Origin of the sequence: Sphingomonas sp. CFBP 8765 (genome assembly GCF_014841445.1) — a bacterium.
In the GTDB taxonomy this organism is placed as follows: Bacteria; Pseudomonadota; Alphaproteobacteria; order Sphingomonadales; family Sphingomonadaceae; genus Sphingomonas; species Sphingomonas aerolata.
Map to the genome: position 1 here is coordinate 89,917 of NZ_JACYTY010000002.1, position 16,757 is coordinate 106,673.

Consider the following 16,757-nt stretch of genomic DNA (forward strand, 5'->3'; position numbering starts at 1 on the left):
CCGATGCTCTGGTCCTATATCCTGAAACTCGTCATCCTCCTGCCGCTCGTCTGCGGGCTGATGGTCGGCTGTCTGCTGCTGTGGCGCAAGTTCGAGAGCCGCATGCCAGGCAAGCCCACGTCGCGGCTGATCGGCGTCAAGGAAACGATGATGATCTCGCCGGGCCTGCGCCTCGCGGTGATCGATTTCGAGGGCCGCCGGCTGCTCGTCTCGGTCGGTCGCGGCGGCGTGCACCTGATCGACAAGGTCGACGCATGAGCCTGATCGTTACGCGCAAGGGGTCGGGCCCGGCGCTGATTACCGCTGTAGAGGCCAGGACGCAGTCGCGTGGCGCTGCGTGGCTGTGGGTCGGCCTCGCGCTGCTGGTCGCCCTGTTCCTCGCCATGCCCGCCTTCGCGCAGGCCGTCCCCGCCCCCGCCAGCCCCGCGGTCGGCGATGCGGTCGACCGCGCGCTCGGCCAGCTCGGCGGCCAGGCGGCGGGCAATAGCGGGCAGAGCGGCTCGCTGTCGCTGTCGCTGCAGGTCCTCATCATCATGGGGCTGCTCACGGTCCTGCCGGGCATCCTGCTGATGATGACCAGCTTCACGCGGATCATCATCGTGCTGGCGATCCTGCGCCAGGCGCTCGGCCTGCAGCAGACGCCGCCCAACCAGGTGCTGCTCGGCCTGTCGCTGTTCCTCAGCTTCTTCATCATGGCGCCGACGATCACCCAGATCAACACGACCGCGATCCAGCCCTATGCCGCGGGCCAGCTCGCGGGCACGCAGATGATCACGACCGCGGGCGTCCCGCTCCACGCGTTCATGGTCAAGCAGACGCGGATCAAGGACGTCACGATGTTTGCCGAAATGGCGAAGTCGGGCCCCTATGCGTCGCCGCGCGACATCCCCTTCTCGGTGCTCCTCCCGGCGTTCGTCACCTCGGAACTCAAGACCGCGTTCCAGATCGGGTTCCTGATCTTCCTGCCGTTCATCGTCATCGACCTCGTCGTCGCGACCGTGCTGATGTCGCTGGGCATGGCGATGCTGTCGCCGACGATCATCTCGATGCCGTTCAAGCTGCTGCTGTTCGTGCTCGTCGACGGCTGGGCGCTGACGATGGGCAGCCTCGCCAACTCGTTCGCGACCTGACCCGGTGAGCGCCCCCACACTCCCGTTCGTGCTGAGCGCAGTCGAAGCACATGAGTCCCAGGCCCTTCGACTTTGCTCAGGGCGAACGGAAGCATTATAAGCCATGGACGCGCAATATTTCCTGACCATCGCCAACCAGACGATGTGGGTGCTGGCGCTCGCCAGCGCGCCGATCCTGATCCCGGCGCTGCTGGCGGGGCTGATTCTCGGCATGATCCAGGCGGCGACGTCGATCAACGAACAGACCTTGTCGTTCGTGCCCAAGCTGCTCGTCGTCGCGGTGTCGATCATGATCTTCGGCAGCCTGATCCTCGGGCTGCTGAGCGACTTCACCGTCAGCATCTTCGAACGCATTCCCGATCTGGTGAAATAGGCAGGTGCTGGGCTTCGGCCTCTCGATCGAGCCGCAGCTCTGGGCGCTGATCTTCGTGATGGTGCGGATCGGCGCAACGTTCATCGCCGCGCCGGTGTTCGGCAACGTGTCGGTGCCCGTCACGGTCCGCGTCACGCTGTCGGGCGCGATCGGCTTCCTCGTGCTCGCCGCGCACCCGGTCCAGCCACCCGCGCAGATCTTCGCGACGGCGACCGTACTTGCGGTCGCCGCCGAAGCGCTGGTCGGGCTCGCGCTCGGCTTCGTGCTGCAGATCGCGTTCGCCGCGCCGGTGATCGCCGCCGAAATCATCGGCGGGTCGATGGGCCTCGGCTTCGCCTCGTCGGTCGATCCGCAGAACGGCCGGTCGAGCCCCGCGCTCGGCCAGTTCTTCTCGATCATGCTGACCTTGCTGTTCCTGTCGATGGACGGCCACCTCGTGCTCGTCGAGATGCTCGTTAAAAGCTATGACGTGATGCCGCCCGGCGCCGCATGGCTGGGCGTCGACCGGTTGCGGGGAATCGCGTTCTTCGGCGGCTATGCGTTTCTCGCCGGGCTGCTGCTCGCGCTGCCGGTCGGCTTCCTGCTGCTGTGCCTCAACATCGTCGTCGGCATGATCAGCCGCGCCGCACCCGCGCTCAACCTGTTCTCGGTCGGCCTGCCCGCGAGCCTCGCGGTCGGCGTCGTCGCGCTCGCGGTCGGCTTCCCGGCGATGGGCGACTATATGGTCGTGATCATCCGCGAAGGCCTCGAAGCCACGCAGAGCCTGGTGCTCGGCTGATGGCGGACGAATTCGGCGAAAAGACAGAAGCCCCGACCGACAAGCGCAAGAAGGATGCGGTCGAGAAGGGCGACATCCTCCGCTCGCGCGACTTTGCCACCGCGCTCAGCATGCTCGCGGGCGTCGCCTGGCTGATATATGCCGGCCCCTCGCTGATCGCCGCGTGCAAGGCGGTGATGGCGTCGAGCTTCCAGTTCGGGCGCGCGGACGTCGAGGATTTCTCGCCCTGGCGCCCGCTCCAGGAGGCGGGGTGGAAGCTCGCGCCCTCGCTCGTCACCCTGTTCGTGGTCAGCCTAGTCGCCGCGGTGCTCAGCCAGGCAGGGCTCGGCTCGCTCGGCTTCAACGGCAAGCTGCTCGCGCCCAAATTCACGCGCATCAACCCCGCCTCGGGGCTCAAGCGGATCTTCGGCCCGACCGGCTGGATCGAGCTCGGCAAGTCGCTGCTCAAGGTCGCACTGCTCGGCACGATCGGCGGCTGGATGCTGTGGCAGGCATCGCATACGACGATGGGGCTCGCCTCGTCCGCCGATCTCAACCAGGCGCTGACGACGCTCGGCGGGACCTTCTCGTCGATCCTGATCGCGATGGCATTCGGGCTCGTCGCGATCGCCGGGATCGACGTGCCGATCCAGATCATCCGCCGCCTCGGCAAGATGCGCATGTCGAAACAGGAGGTGAAGGACGAGCACAAGGACAATGAGGGCAATGCCGAGGCCAAGGGTCAGCAGCGTGCCAAGATGCGCGCGATGGCCAGCGGAAATATGCGCAAGGCGGTCGGCGAGGCGCACGTCATCCTGACCAACCCGACGCATTTCGCGGTCGCGCTGCGCTATGATCGCGGCAAGGACCAGGTGCCCGTCGTCGTCGCCAAGGGCCGCGGCGCGACCGCGCTGGCGATCCGCGAACTCGCCGCGGAGACCCGCGTACCCGTGCTCGAATATCCGCTGCTCGCGCGCGCCGTCTATTATACGAGCAAGGAGAACCAGGAGGTTCGCGATGACCTGTACATGGCGATCGCGACCGTCCTCGCCTTCGTCTTCGGGCTGAACGCGGCGGCGGGCGGCACGCCGATGCCGCAGCCCGCGATCACCGTGCCGGTCGATGCGCGGTTCGACGAAAACGGCGTGAAACTTCCCTAAAGATCCGGCGGCCGCGGTCGTTATTCCATTCGAGCGCGCAAGGATTCCGGCATGGCAATTTCGACGACGAGCAGCACCGCGACGCCGACCCCGGCGGCCACGCCGACGCCGACCGCGGCGAGCGTGACGAAGAACGCGGCGCAGTCGCTGCTGACCTCGCTCAATGCCGGCTCGGGGATCGACACCGCAAGCCTGGTGCCCTCGCTGGTCGAGGCGCAGTTCGCGGCCAAGACCGCGCAGCTGACCGCCAAGTCGAAGACGATCACCACGCAGATCTCGGGGCTCGCAACGCTCAAGAGCGCGATCTCGGGCTTCTCGACCGCCTATGCCGCGCTGGTGAAGGGCGGCACGCTGACCAGCCAGCCGACCAGCTCCAATACCGCCGCGCTCGGCGTCAGCGCGCTGGCGGGCGCGAAGGTCTCGGGGCTGTCGTCGACCATCTCTGTGAACCAGCTCGCCGGCGCGCAGACCATCCGCACCACCGCCGCGGTCGCCGATCGCACCGCGGTGATCGGCTCGGGCAGCTTCACGCTCAATTTCGGCACCGCCACCTATGACGCGGCAGGCACCAAGATGACCGGCTTCACCGCGGGCGGCGGCACGGCGGTGACCATCGACGTCACCGACGCCAGCCTCGACGGGATCGCCGCGGCGATCAACGCGAAAGGCGCAGGGATCACAGCCTCGGTCGTGACCGATTCGAACGGCAGCGCTTATCTGTCGATGAAGGGCGCGACAGGCGCGTCGCAGGCGTTCACGCTGAACGCGACGACGGATACGAGCGGCAAGCTGGCCGCCTATAATGTCGGTCCCGGCGCGACCAACACCAGCGTCACGGCGGCTGCACAGAATGCCAAGCTGACCGTCGACGGGATCGCGGTCGAGCGCGCGAGCAACACGATCAACAACCTGGTGACGGGCGTCAAACTGCAGCTCAACGCCGTGTCGACCGGCCCCGTCACGCTAGGCAGCACGACGCCGACCAGCGCGCTGTCGCAGGCGGTATCCGACGTCGTCGAGACCTATAACCAGGTCATGGCGACGCTGACCGAGCAGACCGACCCGGTGACCGGCGTGCTGCGCGCGGACCCGGCGGCGAAGACGCTGTTGTCGTCGCTCAAGGCGCTGACGCTGGCGCCGCTGTCGGGCGACACCGGTGGCGGCAGCCCGACGACGCTCGCGCAGATCGGCGTCGCGACCAATCGTGACGGCACGTTGCGCGTCGATGCCGCCGCGCTGTCGAACGCGATGTTGACCAATTCGACCGCGATCGAGACGATGCTGAACGGCTCGGCGGACGGCAAGGCCGGGCTTGGCGCGGTGCTGAACGCGATCACGACCAGCGCGACCAACACGACGATCGGGCTCGGCGCCTCGCAGACGCGCTACACCGCGGCACAGTCCGCGATCGCCGATGCCGAGGCCAAGATCGCGGATCAATCCGCGGCGATGACCACCCGCCTGACGCAGCAATTCTCGAGCATGAATTCGCGCGTGTCGTCGTACAAGTCGATCCAGAGCTTCCTCACCAACCAGATCGCCGCCTGGAACAAGAGCGACTCGTGATGTACGCAACCACCCTCACACGCGACCCGTTCGCCACCTATCGCCAGATCGACGCGGTCGGCCGCACCACGACCGATGGCCCGGGCCTCGTCCAGCTGCTCTACAAGGAACTCGTCGCGGCGCTGCGTGCCGCCGCCTGGGCCTCCGACAACCGCCAATATGCGACCAAGAGCGACCGCGTGACGCGCGCGACCGCGATCCTGTTCGCGCTCGAAGCGGGGCTCGATTTCGACCGCGGCGGCGCGGTGTCGGAAACGCTCGCGCGGCTCTATGCAGGCGCGCGCCGGACGATCGTCGACGCCTCGGTCGGCCAGGACGGCTCGGTCTTCCGCACCACCGCGGACACGCTCGACGAGATCGCGCAGGCCTGGCGCACCGCCAGCGCGGCCTGAGCCGCTACCGTTCGAACCAGTGCCGCTGGACGAAGTAGATCACGATACCCAGCGCGATCACCAGGCAGCCGCCCGCGATCGCATCGAACGCCCAGGGCTCTTCGGCAAAGGGCAGCCCCTTCACGTTCATCCCATACAGCCCGGTCAGGAACGTCAGCGGCAGGAACACCATCGCCGCGACCGAGATGATCAGCGAGCGATTGTCGATCTGTTCCGCGCGCAGGTCGGTCAGCGCCTCGTGCGTCAGCGCGGATCGCTCGCGGATCGATTCGAGCTCCTCGGCCATCCGCGCCGCGCGGTCCGCCGCCGCCGCCAGGTGCAGCCGGTCGTCGTCGCGCAGCCAGTCGCCGGGCAACGCAGCCAATTTCTCGAGCGCGGCACGCTGCGGATTGAGAAACCGGCGATAGCTGATCGCCGCCACGCGGACCTCACTGACGGTGCGGCGCAGGGCGAAGACATGCTTGGCGTCGAGCCGCTCCTCGCAATCGTCGAGCTCGTCGCCCAGCGCCGCCACCTCGGGGTCGAGATCGGTGGTGATGGCGGTCGCGAACGCGGTGATCAGGTCGCCGGGATCGCGCACCCGCCCCGCCTCAACCTCTTTTTCAACCAGCGGGATCGCGACCAGCGGCTTGCGCGTCAGCGAATAGACGCGTCCCTTGACCACCCAGATGCGCAGCGACGCGAGCAGGTCGGACGAATCCATCTCCTCGTTCGTCCGCCCGCGCAGGTTGAGGAACGCCCCCTCGCCGACCGCCTCGCAACGCGGCCGCGTCTCGGTCGCGGTCAGTGCGTCGATCACATAGGATTCGAGCCCGGCCTCGTTGCGAAGCCAGGCCTGCGCCTCGTCCTCGGTGGTCGACAGATGGACCCAGACCAGGTCACCGCTCGCGGCGGGCGCCGCCTCGACCGCGAGCCGCGACGCGACTCCGTCAGCGACCTTGAACCCGAACCCGCTCACGCGCGCATCGCCACATCGACGACCAGCCCCGAACCCTGCGCATCAGGCGGCGCATCGCACGGGATCCGGGCGGCATCCGCGCGCGCGCGATCGAGGATCGCCGGCGGCACGTCGCTGCGGTGATAGACGCGGTCCGCGCTGGCGAGCGCCCGCGCCTGTCGCAATGTCAGATCATCGGGATCACGCGATGCGAGTGTCATCCGGACGATCGTCCCGTCCTGTACCGATCCCCCTGCCAGCCAGCCGGCCACGTCGCGCGACGATCCGAGCGGATCGAGCACGCCCCCCGGCGCGAGCGCATCGGCCAGCGCACGCCGTCTGGCGCCGCTATTGGGGAAGCGCGTGCGCATCGCCCCGCGTGCGCGCTGCAGTGCGCTTGCCAGCCCGCCCAGATCCGCCGGCACCAGCGCCTCGAGCCGCTGCCGCAGTGCCGCCGCCAGCCCGGCCGACGCGCCGCCGGTCCCGATCGCGATCAGCACCGGCTCGCGGTCGACGATCGCGGGCAGCGTGAAGTCGCAATGCTCGGACCGGTCGACCGCGTTGACGAGCACACCGCGCGCCTTCAGCCGCGCGACCGCCGCGAGCGCCTCCGCCTCGTCGTCGATCGCGACGATCGCCAGCGCGGCCATGGCGGCCTCATCGGTGACGACGTGAGCGCCGGCGCGGTCGAGCAGCCGGCGTTTCGCGTCCGCCGCCTCGCCCTCGCCCAGCAGGATGACCGGGCGGCCCGCCAGCCGCACGAACAGCGGCAGGCTGTGCAGGCTCACCGCTTGAGCCATTCGGGCACGCGCTCGGCCGCCAGAATCGTCTCGGGCTCGATCCGGTCGGCGACCACCGCGAACCGGTCGCCATCGACCAGCACCTCGGGCACTAGGGCGCGGCTGTTATAGGTCGACGCCATCGTCGCGCCGTACGCGCCTGCGGTGCGGAACACGCCCAGATCGCCCGACTTCACGACGTCGATGTCGCGCCCCATCGCGAAGGTGTCGCCGGTCTCGCAGACCGGCCCGGCGATGTTCGCGGTCATCCGCTCGCCGCCCGGCTCCACCGCGACGAAGTCGTGATAGGCGTCGTACATCGCGACACGCGCGAGGTCGTTCATCGCCGCATCGACGATCACATAGGGGTTGGTCACGCCGGGCTTCACCCAGATGACCTTGGTCAGCAGAACGCCGGCGTTCCCTGCGATCACGCGCCCCGGCTCGAACATCAGCTCGACGTCCCAGCCCGCGGTCGCACGCGCGACCATCGCGCCATAGTCGGCCGGGCTCGGCAGCACGTCGTCGGGCTTGTACGGTACGCCGAGACCGCCGCCCAGATCGACCCGGCTGATGACGTGCCCCGCCGCGCGTAGTTCGGCGACGAGTTCGCCGATCCGCGCATAGGCCGCCTCGAGCGGGGCGAGATCCGCGAGCTGGCTGCCGATATGGATCGCCACCCCGCGCAGATCGAGCCCCTCATGCTCCGACAACCGGTCGAACATCGCCGGCGCCTGGTCGATCGGCACGCCGAACTTGTTCTCCTTACGCCCGGTCGAAATCTTGGCGTGTGTGCCGGCATCGACATCGGGGTTCACGCGCAGCACCGCCGGTGCACGAATGCCGCGATCGCGGGCGAGTGCGGCGAGCACCTCGCCCTCCTCCTCGAGCTCGAGGTTGAACTGGCCGATCCCGGCATCAAGCGCGCGGGCGAGCTCGTCGCGGGTCTTGCCGACGCCCGAAAACACGATGTCCGACGCGGGGATACCCGCCGCCAGCGCGCGCGCCATCTCGCCCGCCGACACCACGTCCGCGCCGTAGCCCTCATCGGCCAGGACGCGCAGCACCGCGACGTTCGGATTGGCCTTGATCGCATAGGCCAGATGCACACGCCCCGCGCCTTTCAGCGCGTCGCGGAACACCTGCGCGTGACGGCGGAACGTCGCGGTCGAATAGACATAGACGGGCGTCCCGACCGCCTCGGCGATCGCGGAAAGCGCGACGTCCTCGACATGAAGGACGCCGTCGCGATAGTGGAAATGGTCCATGCTGGCCTGTGATCAGTTGGAAGGCGGCAGGTTGAATTCGTCGCTCCGCCGCTCGCGCGAGCTGGTGAGCAATTCATCACTGCGTTCGGGGCGCTGCTGCGGCGTCGGCGTCAGCAGCGCGGTCGGCGTCGGTGTCGTCTTCGCCCCGTAAGGCGCGACCGGCAGCGATTTGCCGGGCGCGGGTTCGAGCCCGTCAGCCGCCCCGCAGGCGGTCAGCGACAGACCCGACAGGGTCAGCCCGGCGAGAAGGATCAGGCGTGTCATTCGCTCGTCTCCCGTGCGGCGCGGATCGCGGCGCGAACATTGTCGGGCGCGGTGCCGCCGAAGCTGGTCCGGCTGGCGACCGACGCATCGACCGACAAGACGCCGTACACCCGGTCGTCGATCCGCGCATCGATCGCTTTCAGATCCCCGATCGACAAAGCGTCGAGCGTGATGCCCAGATCCTCCGCGCGTTTCACCGCACGCCCGGTCACGTGATGCGCCTCGCGGAACGGCAGCCCCGCCTCGCGCACCAGCCAGTCGGCAAGGTCCGTCGCGGTCGCAAAGCCCGCCTCGGCCACCGCGCGCATCCGCTCGGTCCGGAACGTCGCGCTCTCGACCATCCCGGTCATCGCCGCGATCGACAGCGCGAGCAGGTCATGCGCCTCGAACACGGGCGGCTTGTCGTCCTGCATGTCCTTCGAATAGGCGAGCGGCAGGCCCTTCATCGTCACCATCAGCGCGGTCATGCAGCCCATGATCCGCCCAGAATGCCCGCGCACGAGCTCGGCGGCATCGGGATTGCGCTTCTGCGGCATGATCGAGCTGCCCGTCGACCACTGGTCACTGAGCGCGACGAAGCCGAAGGGCTGCGACGCCCAGAGCACGAACTCCTCCGCCAGCCGCGACAGATGCAACGCGCACTGCGTGGCCGCGACGAGGTAATCGAGCGCGAAGTCGCGGTCGCTGACCCCGTCGAGCGAGTTGGTCATCGGCCCGTCGAAGCCGAGCGCATGCGCGGTCATTTCGCGGTCGATCGGGAACCCCGTCCCCGCCAGCGCCGCCGAGCCAAGCGGCGAGCGGTTCATCCGCACGCGTGCATCGGCGAACCGGCTGACGTCGCGCGCGATCATCGCGTGATACGCCATCAGGTGATGGCCGAGCGTCACCGGCTGCGCGGATTGCAGATGCGTGAACCCCGGCATGACGCTCGCGGCATGCTCCTCGGCCCGCACGAGCAGCGCCGCCTGGAATCCGCCGAGCGCCGCCAGCACCTGGTCGATCGCATCGCGGACCCAGAGCCGGAAATCGGTCGCGACCTGGTCGTTGCGCGACCGCGCGGTGTGCAGACGCCCCGCGACCGGACCGATCGCCTCGGCCAGCCGCGCCTCGGTCTGCATATGGATATCCTCGAGGACGAGGTCCTCGGCGACGCCATTGGCGGCATAGTGCGCCGCAACCCGGTCGAGACCCGCGGCGATCGTCGCGGCGTCGTCGGGCGAGACGATACCCTGCGCGCCGAGCATCGCGACATGCGCCTTGGAGCCGGCGATGTCCTGCTTCCACAGTCGCTTGTCGAAGGGGATCGAGGCGTTTATCTCCCGCATGACCGCGGCCGGACCCTCGGCGAAGCGTCCACCCCACATCGCATTGGAGCCGTCCATGTCCTCCCCTTCTCTGCTCTCAAGGGCGTCGATCGTCTGTCTCCTGGGTAGCGCAATGCTGATTGCGGGCTGCGATAGGAAATCGCCGGCTCCGGAGCAAGCAAACGCGGCAGGCGCCGCGATGGGCAATGGCGCCGCATCGGACGAAGTCGCGGCCTCGCCCGACGAAGCGACCGGCACCCCCGTCGCCCCGGTCGACAAGATCGACCGCAGCCACAAGGGCGAGACGGGGCCGACGTCAAGCTTCACCGCCCCCGATGGAAAGTCCGTCACGCTCGCCAGCTTCGAGGGCAAGCCGCTGCTGCTCAACCTGTGGGCGACCTGGTGCGCGCCCTGCGTCGCCGAGATGCCAACGCTCGATGCGGTCGCGGGCAGCCTGAAGGACAAGGTCCAGGTCATCGCGGTCAGCCAGGACCTTCAGGGTGCCGAGAAGGTCACGCCGTTCTTCGCGCAAAAGGCGTTCACGACGCTGAAACCCTATCTCGACTCCAAGGCCTCGCTCAGCATCGCCTATCAGGCGAACCTGCCGACCACGATCCTCTACGATTCGGACGGGCGCGAAGTCTGGCGAATGCTGGGCGGCTATGAATGGAACACCCCCGCCGCCGCAAAGCTGATCGCCGAAGCCCGCTGAACGCCCCGCACGACGACGCACCGCTTTGCCGCGAAAGCTGGACGGGCGCGTCGTCGGCATGCAGGGCAAGCGTACCCCGTATCACGCGTGTACCTTGTTCTGCATCTCGTCCGTGCGCCTCATCTCGCCATCGGGATCTTGCTGAACATCCGACGCCAGATACAAAACTCCTGCTGGCTGCTTGCTGACTAGCCCGAGTATCGCGCGGATGCGATCGGCCATATCGGGATCGACCGGGTTGTAGACGATCTTCCCCAGGTCCGGACGACCATCGACCGCAAAGCCCGAATATTCTAACTCCATCGCGCCCAGAACGGGGTGGTGCAGCCGCTTGGTGCCCTCGCCGTGGAAGCGCACGTCATTGTCCGCCCATAAAGCCGCGAATTCGGGACTGGTCGCGCACAGCTCGGTGACGAACTGGCCGACCTCGAACAGCGATTCCCTACCGCGCGATTGCCGAGACGATCGGCGAAACCTTCGGCCTGCCCGTGACGTCGGTAAGCGCAGACGAAGCCGGCGCGCATTTCGGCTGGCTCGCTGCCTTCGTGTCGAAGGACATGTCGGCGTCGAGCGCGCTGACCCGCGAGCGGCTGGGCTGGAACCCCGACGGGCCGACGCTGCACGCCGACATCCGCGCGATGACGGGCAGGACGTGACACCACGGGCGGCGAGGAAGCGGTCATCCCAGGATCCGCAACGCTTCGGCATGGAGTGCCGGAGTCGCGGCGACCAGCACCGCGCCGCCTTCCTCGGCCCTGCCGCCGTCCAGGCGCGTGACGACACCGCCCGCGCGCTCGATGATCGGGATCAGCGCGACGATGTCATAGGGCTGGAGCGAGGGCTCGATCGCGAGGTCGATCCGGCCCGCGGCGATCATCGCCATCGCATAGCATTCGCCACCATAACGGATCATCCGCACCGCCGCCTTCAATCGTGCGAAACCGGGCGCGAGGTCGTCGCCGAAATGCTCGGGCGAGGTGGTGTGCAGGATCGCGCGATCAAGGCTGCCGACGTCGCGCGTCGCCAGCGGGCGGCGCACACCGTCCCGCTCGGTCCAGGCACCGTCGCGATCCGCCCAGAAGCGTTCGCGCGTGAAGGGCTGGCTCATCATCCCCAGCTCGGCCCGGCCGTCGACCGTCAGCCCGATCAACGTCCCCCAGACGGGCAGGCCACAGATGAACGGGCGGGTGCCGTCGACCGGATCGAGCACCCATCGAACACGCCCGTTGCCCGTCAGCCCGAATTCCTCGCCGAGGATGGCATGGTCGGGGAAATGCGCACCGATCTCGGCGCGGATCGCGACTTCCGCCTCCCGGTCCGCCTCGGTCACGGGGTCGAAGCTGTACCCCTCCTTCACCTTGGTATCGACCGCGATGTCGGTGCGGTAGCGGGGCATCGTCTCGGCATCGGCAAGGTCGGCAAGGCGATGCAGGAAGGCGGTGTCGGGAAGGATCATGATCTACGCCCGTTGGCGGTGGCGGCCTTCGCGCACAGCGGCACGAGACAAAGAAGGGCTGTGAGCAGCCAGAAGGCGGCGGGCAGGCCGATGCCCTGCGCGACAAAGCCGATCACGGCGGGACCGGCGAGGATTCCCGCGTAACCGATCGTCGTGACCGCGGCGACCGCGAGACCCGCGGGCATGACGGTCTGCGTGCCGGCCTGGCGGAACAGGATCGGCACGACGTTCGACGCGCCAAGACCGATCAGCAGGAACCCCAGGAGCGCGACCGGTGCGACCGGCGCGAGCAGCATGACGCCGTAGCCGAGCAGCGAGAGCAGCCCGCCCCACAGCATCGTCCGCCGATCCCCGAGCCTCGCGACGATCGCGTCGCCGGTCAGGCGGCCGGCGGTCATCGCGACCGCGAAGACGCTGTAGCCCAGTCCCGCCTGCGTGACCGGTAGCAGGCCCTTGCCGCTCAGGAGCAACGCCCCCCAGTCGAGCATCGCGCCTTCAGTCAGGAAGGTGATCGCCGCGAGCGCCGCGAGCAGGATCACGATCCCGCGCGGGATCACGACCAGCGGGGCCTCCTCGGTCCTGGGGGTCGGGATCAGCCGGGGCGCGGCCAATGCGAGCGTCGCGATCATCAGGACCGATGCTGCGACGACCCCGGCGACCGGACTGATCTTCAACGACAGGACGGCAGTCAACAGCGCCGATCCGACGAAGCCGCCGACGCTGAACAACCCGTGAAACCCGGACATCAGCGGCGTGCCGGCCTGCTTTTCCACTTCGACCGCATGCACGTTCATGCCGACTTCGATCACGCCGAGGAACGCGCCGAACAGCAGCAGCGCGACCGCCATGGTCGGCACCGTGGGCGCAAAGGCGAGGAAGGGCAGCAGGATCGCCTGCCCGATGCCGCCGACGAGGATCGCCGGTCGCGCGCCGAGCTTCGAGGTCAGCGGCCCCGCAAGCTGCATCGCGCCCACCGAGCCGAGACCGAGACACAGCAGCAGCAGCCCGAGCGATCCGTCCCCGATCGCCAGCCTCTGCTTGGCAAGTGGAACGAGCGGCGCCCAACAGGCGAGCCCGAAGCCGGACACGAGGAAGGCCAGGCGCGTCGCAAGGCGCGCCCTGGAATTTTGAATCGTCACTGGCGGGTATCCTTGGATCAGCGCTGGCCGCGCGGGTCTTGCGGGTCGGCACGCGCGATGGTGGCGCCCGCCTTCGTCAGATCGCGCACAAGGTCGGCATCGGCGTCGTGCTCGACGACGATCTGCGTAAGGGCATCGACGCCGAGGACCCGGTGCGGGGCGTGCTGGCCGAGCTTGTCGTTCGTCGCGAGGACGATCGTGCTGCGACTGCGCGCGGTCAGCGCACGTTTGAAATTGGCGTCGGCCGGGTCATAGGCACTGACGCCCCCCTCGGCGGAAACCGCGCACGCGCCGAGGACACACAGGTCGATATTGAGCCGCGCGATCGCCTCGAGCGCCGTACCATCGACGGCGCCGCCGACCATCCGGTCGATCATGCCCCCCACCACCAGCAGATCGATGTCGTCGCGATGCTGGAGTGCCGCGGCGATCGTCACCGAACTCGTTGCGATGGTCAGATTGCGATAGGACGGCAGCGTCTGGACAAGGGCGAGATTGGAACTGCCATTGTCCATGAAAACAAGGCTGCTCGGTTCGATGACCCGAACGGCGGCGTCAGCCAGCGCCCGCTTGCTGTGCACATCCTCGCCGACACGCTCGGCCATCGGCCTCGCCCCTTCGACGACGGGCAAGGCGCCGCCATAGACGCGGCGACACAGGCCCTCCGCGGCAAGACCCCGCAGATCCCGCCGGATCGCATCCTCGGAAACGCCGAACTCCTTGGCAAGCGCACCAGCATGAACCGGTTCGCCCAGGGATAGACGGGCAAGGATCGTATCGCGACGGCTGGACGGGATGTCATTGGGCATCCGCTGTTCCTAGCCCTCACACCGTGCATAAACAAGATAGTTATCGATCAATCATGCATGATCGGGCATCGTGTCCACATCGGTGAGACTGACGACTGCCCATGTCCCATCTCGCGGATGGCAGATCGGGAAGCGTACAAGCCTGCCGGCTCTCGGGCGAAGCCGCTGTCCTGTTAGGGGCTTCCGATCGGGACGGGGTAAGCGCCTCAGGTCACCCCTCTCGACTCCCGGTACACAGCCTCAATATTGTTTCCGTCGGGATCATACATGAAGGCTGCATAGTAACCCTCGGGATAGCCATCCGAACGCAGACCGGGTGCGCCGTTATCCACCCCTCCCGCAGCCAGCCCATGGCTGTAAAAGTCTTCGACAGCTTCGCGCGATGTAGCGCGGAACGCTGTGTGTTGCCTCGCGCCGGTTGGATGGAAAACATCGAGCCAGAACGCGGGATATTCGGTACCGAAAGCGACGCCTGCCAGGTCGGCGTCCCCATCGTTGGCCAGCCCCATAGTCGCGTTGATCCGCATGACGATTTTAGCCCCGAGGGGGCGAAGTGCTGCTTCGTAGAACCGCGCAGATCGAACGATGTCAGTGACACCGATGCCGGTATGATCAAGGAGCCAATTGGAAGCGTCTGCCATCGGATCTCTCCACCAGATTGCTGCTCGTTGTCTTATCAGATCATGCCCGGCAAAATCGTCGCTCCGCAAGCTTGACTGGGTTCGTCGCGCTTCCCAAAGTGCCTTGATCGTCGGCAAGGACGCCGCATTCGGTGTGACTAGCTACGCCCCCTCAGATGCTGCCGTTCCGCTTGCCGCACCGCCTCGAATATTCCGCGTCGTCCCCATTGCGAATGGTCGGCCGATATGAAATTCTCGAGCGATGATGACCAGCACTGGGGGATGTCAGTGTGGCGCGGTGCGGTTCCGGATTGACGCCGATCTGGAAGACGCCTCCATCTGCCATTGTCGAATGTGCCAGAAGGCAACGGGCGGACTGTTCGGGCCTTATGTCGGCGCGCCCTTGTCTGCCGTGACCTGGACCCGCGGTCAGCCGGGTCATTTTCAGAGTTCGAACAAGGCTCGTCGTGGGTTTTGCCGGGATTGTGGCACGCCGCTCACCTTCGAATATGGTGAGGGAAGCATCAGTTTCACGCTTGGTGCCATGGACGAACCGCGCCTGGTCCATCTGACTGAACAGCTCGCGTCGTCCGAGCGCATCGCCGACTTTCAGGCATTGGCGAATCTCCCCGAACACCCGCTAGATGAGCCACGAGCGGCGGCGCATCTGGCAGGAATTGTGTCTCTCCAGCATCCTGACCATGATACCGTTGCGTGGCCACCGAAGACATAGACCGCAGTCCGCTTTCTTGCGGCTCCGATCCGTCGCTTGACGCAGCAGCGCATGCGCCTGCAATCTGCCGACACTTCCCGAGACGTAAGGACACGACGATGGTTCTCATGTTGGCGCTCTTGCTCGCATCACCGCAAGGATGCATCGATACACGCCGCGAATGCCGCGCTTGCACGACGACCGATGGGAAGCAGCGTTGCTCGAACCCGGGCATAGCGTGCCAGCCTCTGACCCGCCTGTGCCGCCCGAACACCGACAAAGCCGCCACGGAACGCCCCAAGACTGCAAAGCCAGACCACCGCTGAGTCCGCAGCGATGGTCCAAACCCACAAATGGGGCATCAGCAACTATGCGGCAGAACTGCACCCGGCCGATCCCAAAGGACGGCACGCCGTCGCATACCTCTGTCATAGAGGTTCGGTCTCGGCGTCGAAGGGTGAAGCGTGTCCTTTGACACGAAAACTTGTCCTCTCAGGTCAGAACATATCGTGATCTGTCAAAACCAAGTGACAAAGCTTTTGACCGATCAGCGAGAAATTTGACACCGATTTGTCCGGCGCGGTTGAGTTAGGATTCCATCTTACAGGTCGGTTGTGGGAAGGTCGGCATTATGCCGCCACCGTCAAGCCGTCAGGGCCCGGTAGAGGGGGGCACGGTGGCCCTCGAAAAGCTTAGCTATTCGTGCACCGACTTGCCGGCGCTCGCCCAACGCGATCGGATGAGATTTGAGCTTGGGCGGCCGTCCGAATCGGACTCCCTTCGCCTCAGCCGTCAACATACCGAATGACGCAAATTCCATCGTTGCTTTGACCAATGGCCTCGCCGCGCGGTTCGATGTCCGCCTGCGAGCGAGCACCACCTACAATTTGCTGCAACCGATCCATACCTGACAGTCCCGCAATTGAGGCCGTGCTATTGGCAAGGACTGTGCGTCGATGCTCGTTGCGGGATCCGCGTCATTCCGGACCGAGATACTCCAGCAGCATTGTGATTAGTGAACGCAGCTCCCCCCGGAGCTTCTCGCTCTTCGCTGCGTGCTGAATCTCATACCGGTCCGCGAGTTCGAGAACGGCTAGCATGACCGCATCCGAATGGCGCATCAGCACCACCAGCCCCGCTCCGCTCGGACCGTTCCTCCCATAGAGCCAGTTTTGCACCGTCCGCGCGTTCGCTCCCGTAAGACGGGCGATATGCTTCACCTTCGCCGGGGATGTGCCGAAATCCCGACGCAGCGCGTCGGCGATGACACTGGCGAATGACGCCACCGTGTCTGCGGCCGGATCAATGGGAAACTTGTTTCCGTCTCCCGCGCGAAGTTTTCGGTCCTTATCCGACAACGACATTCCATCCTCCCGCGA

At 66.8% G+C, this 16,757-nt stretch carries 21 protein-coding genes; 10 read left to right on the forward strand and 11 right to left on the reverse strand.

Annotated features, from left to right (window positions below; all coding sequences use genetic code 11):
* Positions 1 to 3: 3 nt before the first annotated feature.
* The 7 genes from IFT87_RS04895 (at position 4) to IFT87_RS04925 (ending at position 5,378) form a co-directional block, all read left to right on the forward strand.
* Positions 4 to 258, forward strand: a complete 255-nt coding sequence (locus IFT87_RS04895) for a flagellar biosynthetic protein FliO (RefSeq protein ID WP_031394023.1) — start codon at positions 4 to 6, stop codon at positions 256 to 258.
* The gene (fliP, locus tag IFT87_RS04900) at positions 255 to 1,130 is read left to right on the forward strand and encodes a flagellar type III secretion system pore protein FliP (RefSeq protein WP_037528688.1); all 876 of its coding nucleotides are present in this window, start codon (positions 255 to 257) and stop codon (positions 1,128 to 1,130) included. Before IFT87_RS04895 ends, fliP begins: the two co-directional genes overlap by 4 nt.
* Before the next feature lie 103 nt (positions 1,131 to 1,233).
* Positions 1,234 to 1,503: a flagellar biosynthesis protein FliQ gene (gene fliQ / locus IFT87_RS04905; RefSeq protein WP_031395965.1), complete on the forward strand. Its 270-nt coding sequence runs from the start codon at positions 1,234 to 1,236 to the stop codon at positions 1,501 to 1,503.
* 4 nt (positions 1,504 to 1,507) lie between these two features.
* Positions 1,508 to 2,281, forward strand: coding sequence for a flagellar biosynthetic protein FliR (gene fliR / locus IFT87_RS04910; RefSeq protein ID WP_037528690.1), 774 nt, complete (start codon positions 1,508 to 1,510; stop codon positions 2,279 to 2,281).
* Positions 2,281 to 3,420 (forward strand): flagellar type III secretion system protein FlhB, encoded by a 1,140-nt coding sequence (gene flhB / locus IFT87_RS04915; RefSeq protein WP_037528692.1) that lies wholly within the window; start codon positions 2,281 to 2,283, stop codon positions 3,418 to 3,420. The genes fliR and flhB overlap by 1 nt, the downstream gene beginning before the upstream one ends.
* Positions 3,421 to 3,471: 51 nt before the next feature.
* Positions 3,472 to 4,986 carry a flagellar filament capping protein FliD gene (gene fliD, locus IFT87_RS04920; protein WP_037528694.1) on the forward strand — a complete coding sequence of 505 codons (1,515 nt, stop codon included), beginning with the start codon at positions 3,472 to 3,474 and terminating at the stop codon, positions 4,984 to 4,986.
* Positions 4,986 to 5,378: a flagellar export chaperone FliS gene (locus IFT87_RS04925; protein ID WP_037528697.1), complete on the forward strand. Its 393-nt coding sequence runs from the start codon at positions 4,986 to 4,988 to the stop codon at positions 5,376 to 5,378. Before fliD ends, IFT87_RS04925 begins: the two co-directional genes overlap by 1 nt.
* 4 nt (positions 5,379 to 5,382) lie before the next feature.
* Here the strand turns inward: IFT87_RS04925 and IFT87_RS04930 are convergent, their stop codons facing one another.
* Genes IFT87_RS04930 through argH form a run of 5 tightly spaced genes read right to left on the reverse strand, consistent with a single transcriptional unit; the run spans position 5,383 to position 9,990 of the window.
* Positions 5,383 to 6,336 carry a zinc transporter ZntB gene (locus tag IFT87_RS04930; protein WP_107931217.1) on the reverse strand — a complete coding sequence of 318 codons (954 nt, stop codon included), beginning with the start codon at positions 6,334 to 6,336 and terminating at the stop codon, positions 5,383 to 5,385.
* Positions 6,333 to 7,103, reverse strand: coding sequence for an NAD(P)-dependent oxidoreductase (locus IFT87_RS04935; RefSeq protein WP_192007781.1), 771 nt, complete (start codon positions 7,101 to 7,103; stop codon positions 6,333 to 6,335). Before IFT87_RS04935 ends, IFT87_RS04930 begins: the two co-directional genes overlap by 4 nt.
* Positions 7,100 to 8,362 carry a diaminopimelate decarboxylase gene (gene lysA, locus IFT87_RS04940; RefSeq protein ID WP_031439737.1) on the reverse strand — a complete coding sequence of 421 codons (1,263 nt, stop codon included), beginning with the start codon at positions 8,360 to 8,362 and terminating at the stop codon, positions 7,100 to 7,102. Before lysA ends, IFT87_RS04935 begins: the two co-directional genes overlap by 4 nt.
* 12 nt (positions 8,363 to 8,374) lie before the next feature.
* Positions 8,375 to 8,626: a hypothetical protein gene (locus IFT87_RS04945; protein WP_031394336.1), complete on the reverse strand. Its 252-nt coding sequence runs from the start codon at positions 8,624 to 8,626 to the stop codon at positions 8,375 to 8,377.
* On the reverse strand, positions 8,623 to 9,990 hold the full coding sequence (gene argH / locus IFT87_RS04950) for an argininosuccinate lyase (RefSeq protein ID WP_031439736.1): 1,368 nt from the start codon (positions 9,988 to 9,990) through the stop codon (positions 8,623 to 8,625). Before argH ends, IFT87_RS04945 begins: the two co-directional genes overlap by 4 nt.
* Positions 9,991 to 10,129: 139 nt before the next feature.
* Between argH and IFT87_RS04955 the strand changes: the two genes are divergently transcribed.
* Entirely contained in the window at positions 10,130 to 10,642 is a 513-nt protein-coding gene (locus IFT87_RS04955; protein WP_320481761.1) for a TlpA family protein disulfide reductase, read from the forward strand.
* Between the two features lie 81 nt (positions 10,643 to 10,723).
* On the opposite strand, the gene IFT87_RS04960 is transcribed toward IFT87_RS04955, so the two are convergent.
* Complete coding sequence (locus IFT87_RS04960; protein ID WP_157840490.1) at positions 10,724 to 11,149, reverse strand: MmyB family transcriptional regulator; 426 nt, start codon at positions 11,147 to 11,149, stop codon at positions 10,724 to 10,726.
* On the opposite strand from IFT87_RS04960, the gene IFT87_RS20830 reads away from it, so the two are divergent.
* Positions 11,131 to 11,298 carry a hypothetical protein gene (locus tag IFT87_RS20830; RefSeq protein WP_192008215.1) on the forward strand — a complete coding sequence of 56 codons (168 nt, stop codon included), beginning with the start codon at positions 11,131 to 11,133 and terminating at the stop codon, positions 11,296 to 11,298. The two genes, IFT87_RS04960 and IFT87_RS20830, sit on opposite strands and share 19 nt — an antisense overlap.
* Positions 11,299 to 11,321: 23 nt before the next feature.
* Here IFT87_RS20830 and hisN read toward each other — a convergent pair whose 3' ends face one another.
* From hisN to IFT87_RS04985, 4 genes are all read right to left on the reverse strand, one after another.
* Positions 11,322 to 12,098, reverse strand: a complete 777-nt coding sequence (gene hisN, locus IFT87_RS04970) for a histidinol-phosphatase (RefSeq protein ID WP_037528617.1) — start codon at positions 12,096 to 12,098, stop codon at positions 11,322 to 11,324.
* Entirely contained in the window at positions 12,095 to 13,237 is a 1,143-nt protein-coding gene (locus IFT87_RS04975; RefSeq protein WP_192007782.1) for an MFS transporter, read from the reverse strand. The genes hisN and IFT87_RS04975 overlap by 4 nt, the downstream gene beginning before the upstream one ends.
* A gap of 17 nt (positions 13,238 to 13,254) precedes the next feature.
* On the reverse strand, positions 13,255 to 14,046 hold the full coding sequence (locus IFT87_RS04980) for a DeoR/GlpR family DNA-binding transcription regulator (RefSeq protein ID WP_037528619.1): 792 nt from the start codon (positions 14,044 to 14,046) through the stop codon (positions 13,255 to 13,257).
* 206 nt (positions 14,047 to 14,252) lie between these two features.
* Positions 14,253 to 14,687, reverse strand: coding sequence for a VOC family protein (locus tag IFT87_RS04985; protein WP_031439730.1), 435 nt, complete (start codon positions 14,685 to 14,687; stop codon positions 14,253 to 14,255).
* 241 nt (positions 14,688 to 14,928) lie between these two features.
* Here IFT87_RS04985 and IFT87_RS04990 point away from each other — a divergent pair, with 241 nt between their 5' ends.
* The gene (locus IFT87_RS04990; protein WP_081874163.1) at positions 14,929 to 15,399 is read left to right on the forward strand and encodes a GFA family protein; all 471 of its coding nucleotides are present in this window, start codon (positions 14,929 to 14,931) and stop codon (positions 15,397 to 15,399) included.
* A 956-nt stretch (positions 15,400 to 16,355) separates the two neighbouring features.
* Here IFT87_RS04990 and IFT87_RS04995 read toward each other — a convergent pair.
* On the reverse strand, positions 16,356 to 16,742 hold the full coding sequence (locus IFT87_RS04995) for a hypothetical protein (RefSeq protein ID WP_132897473.1): 387 nt from the start codon (positions 16,740 to 16,742) through the stop codon (positions 16,356 to 16,358).
* Positions 16,743 to 16,757: the final 15 nt, after the last annotated feature.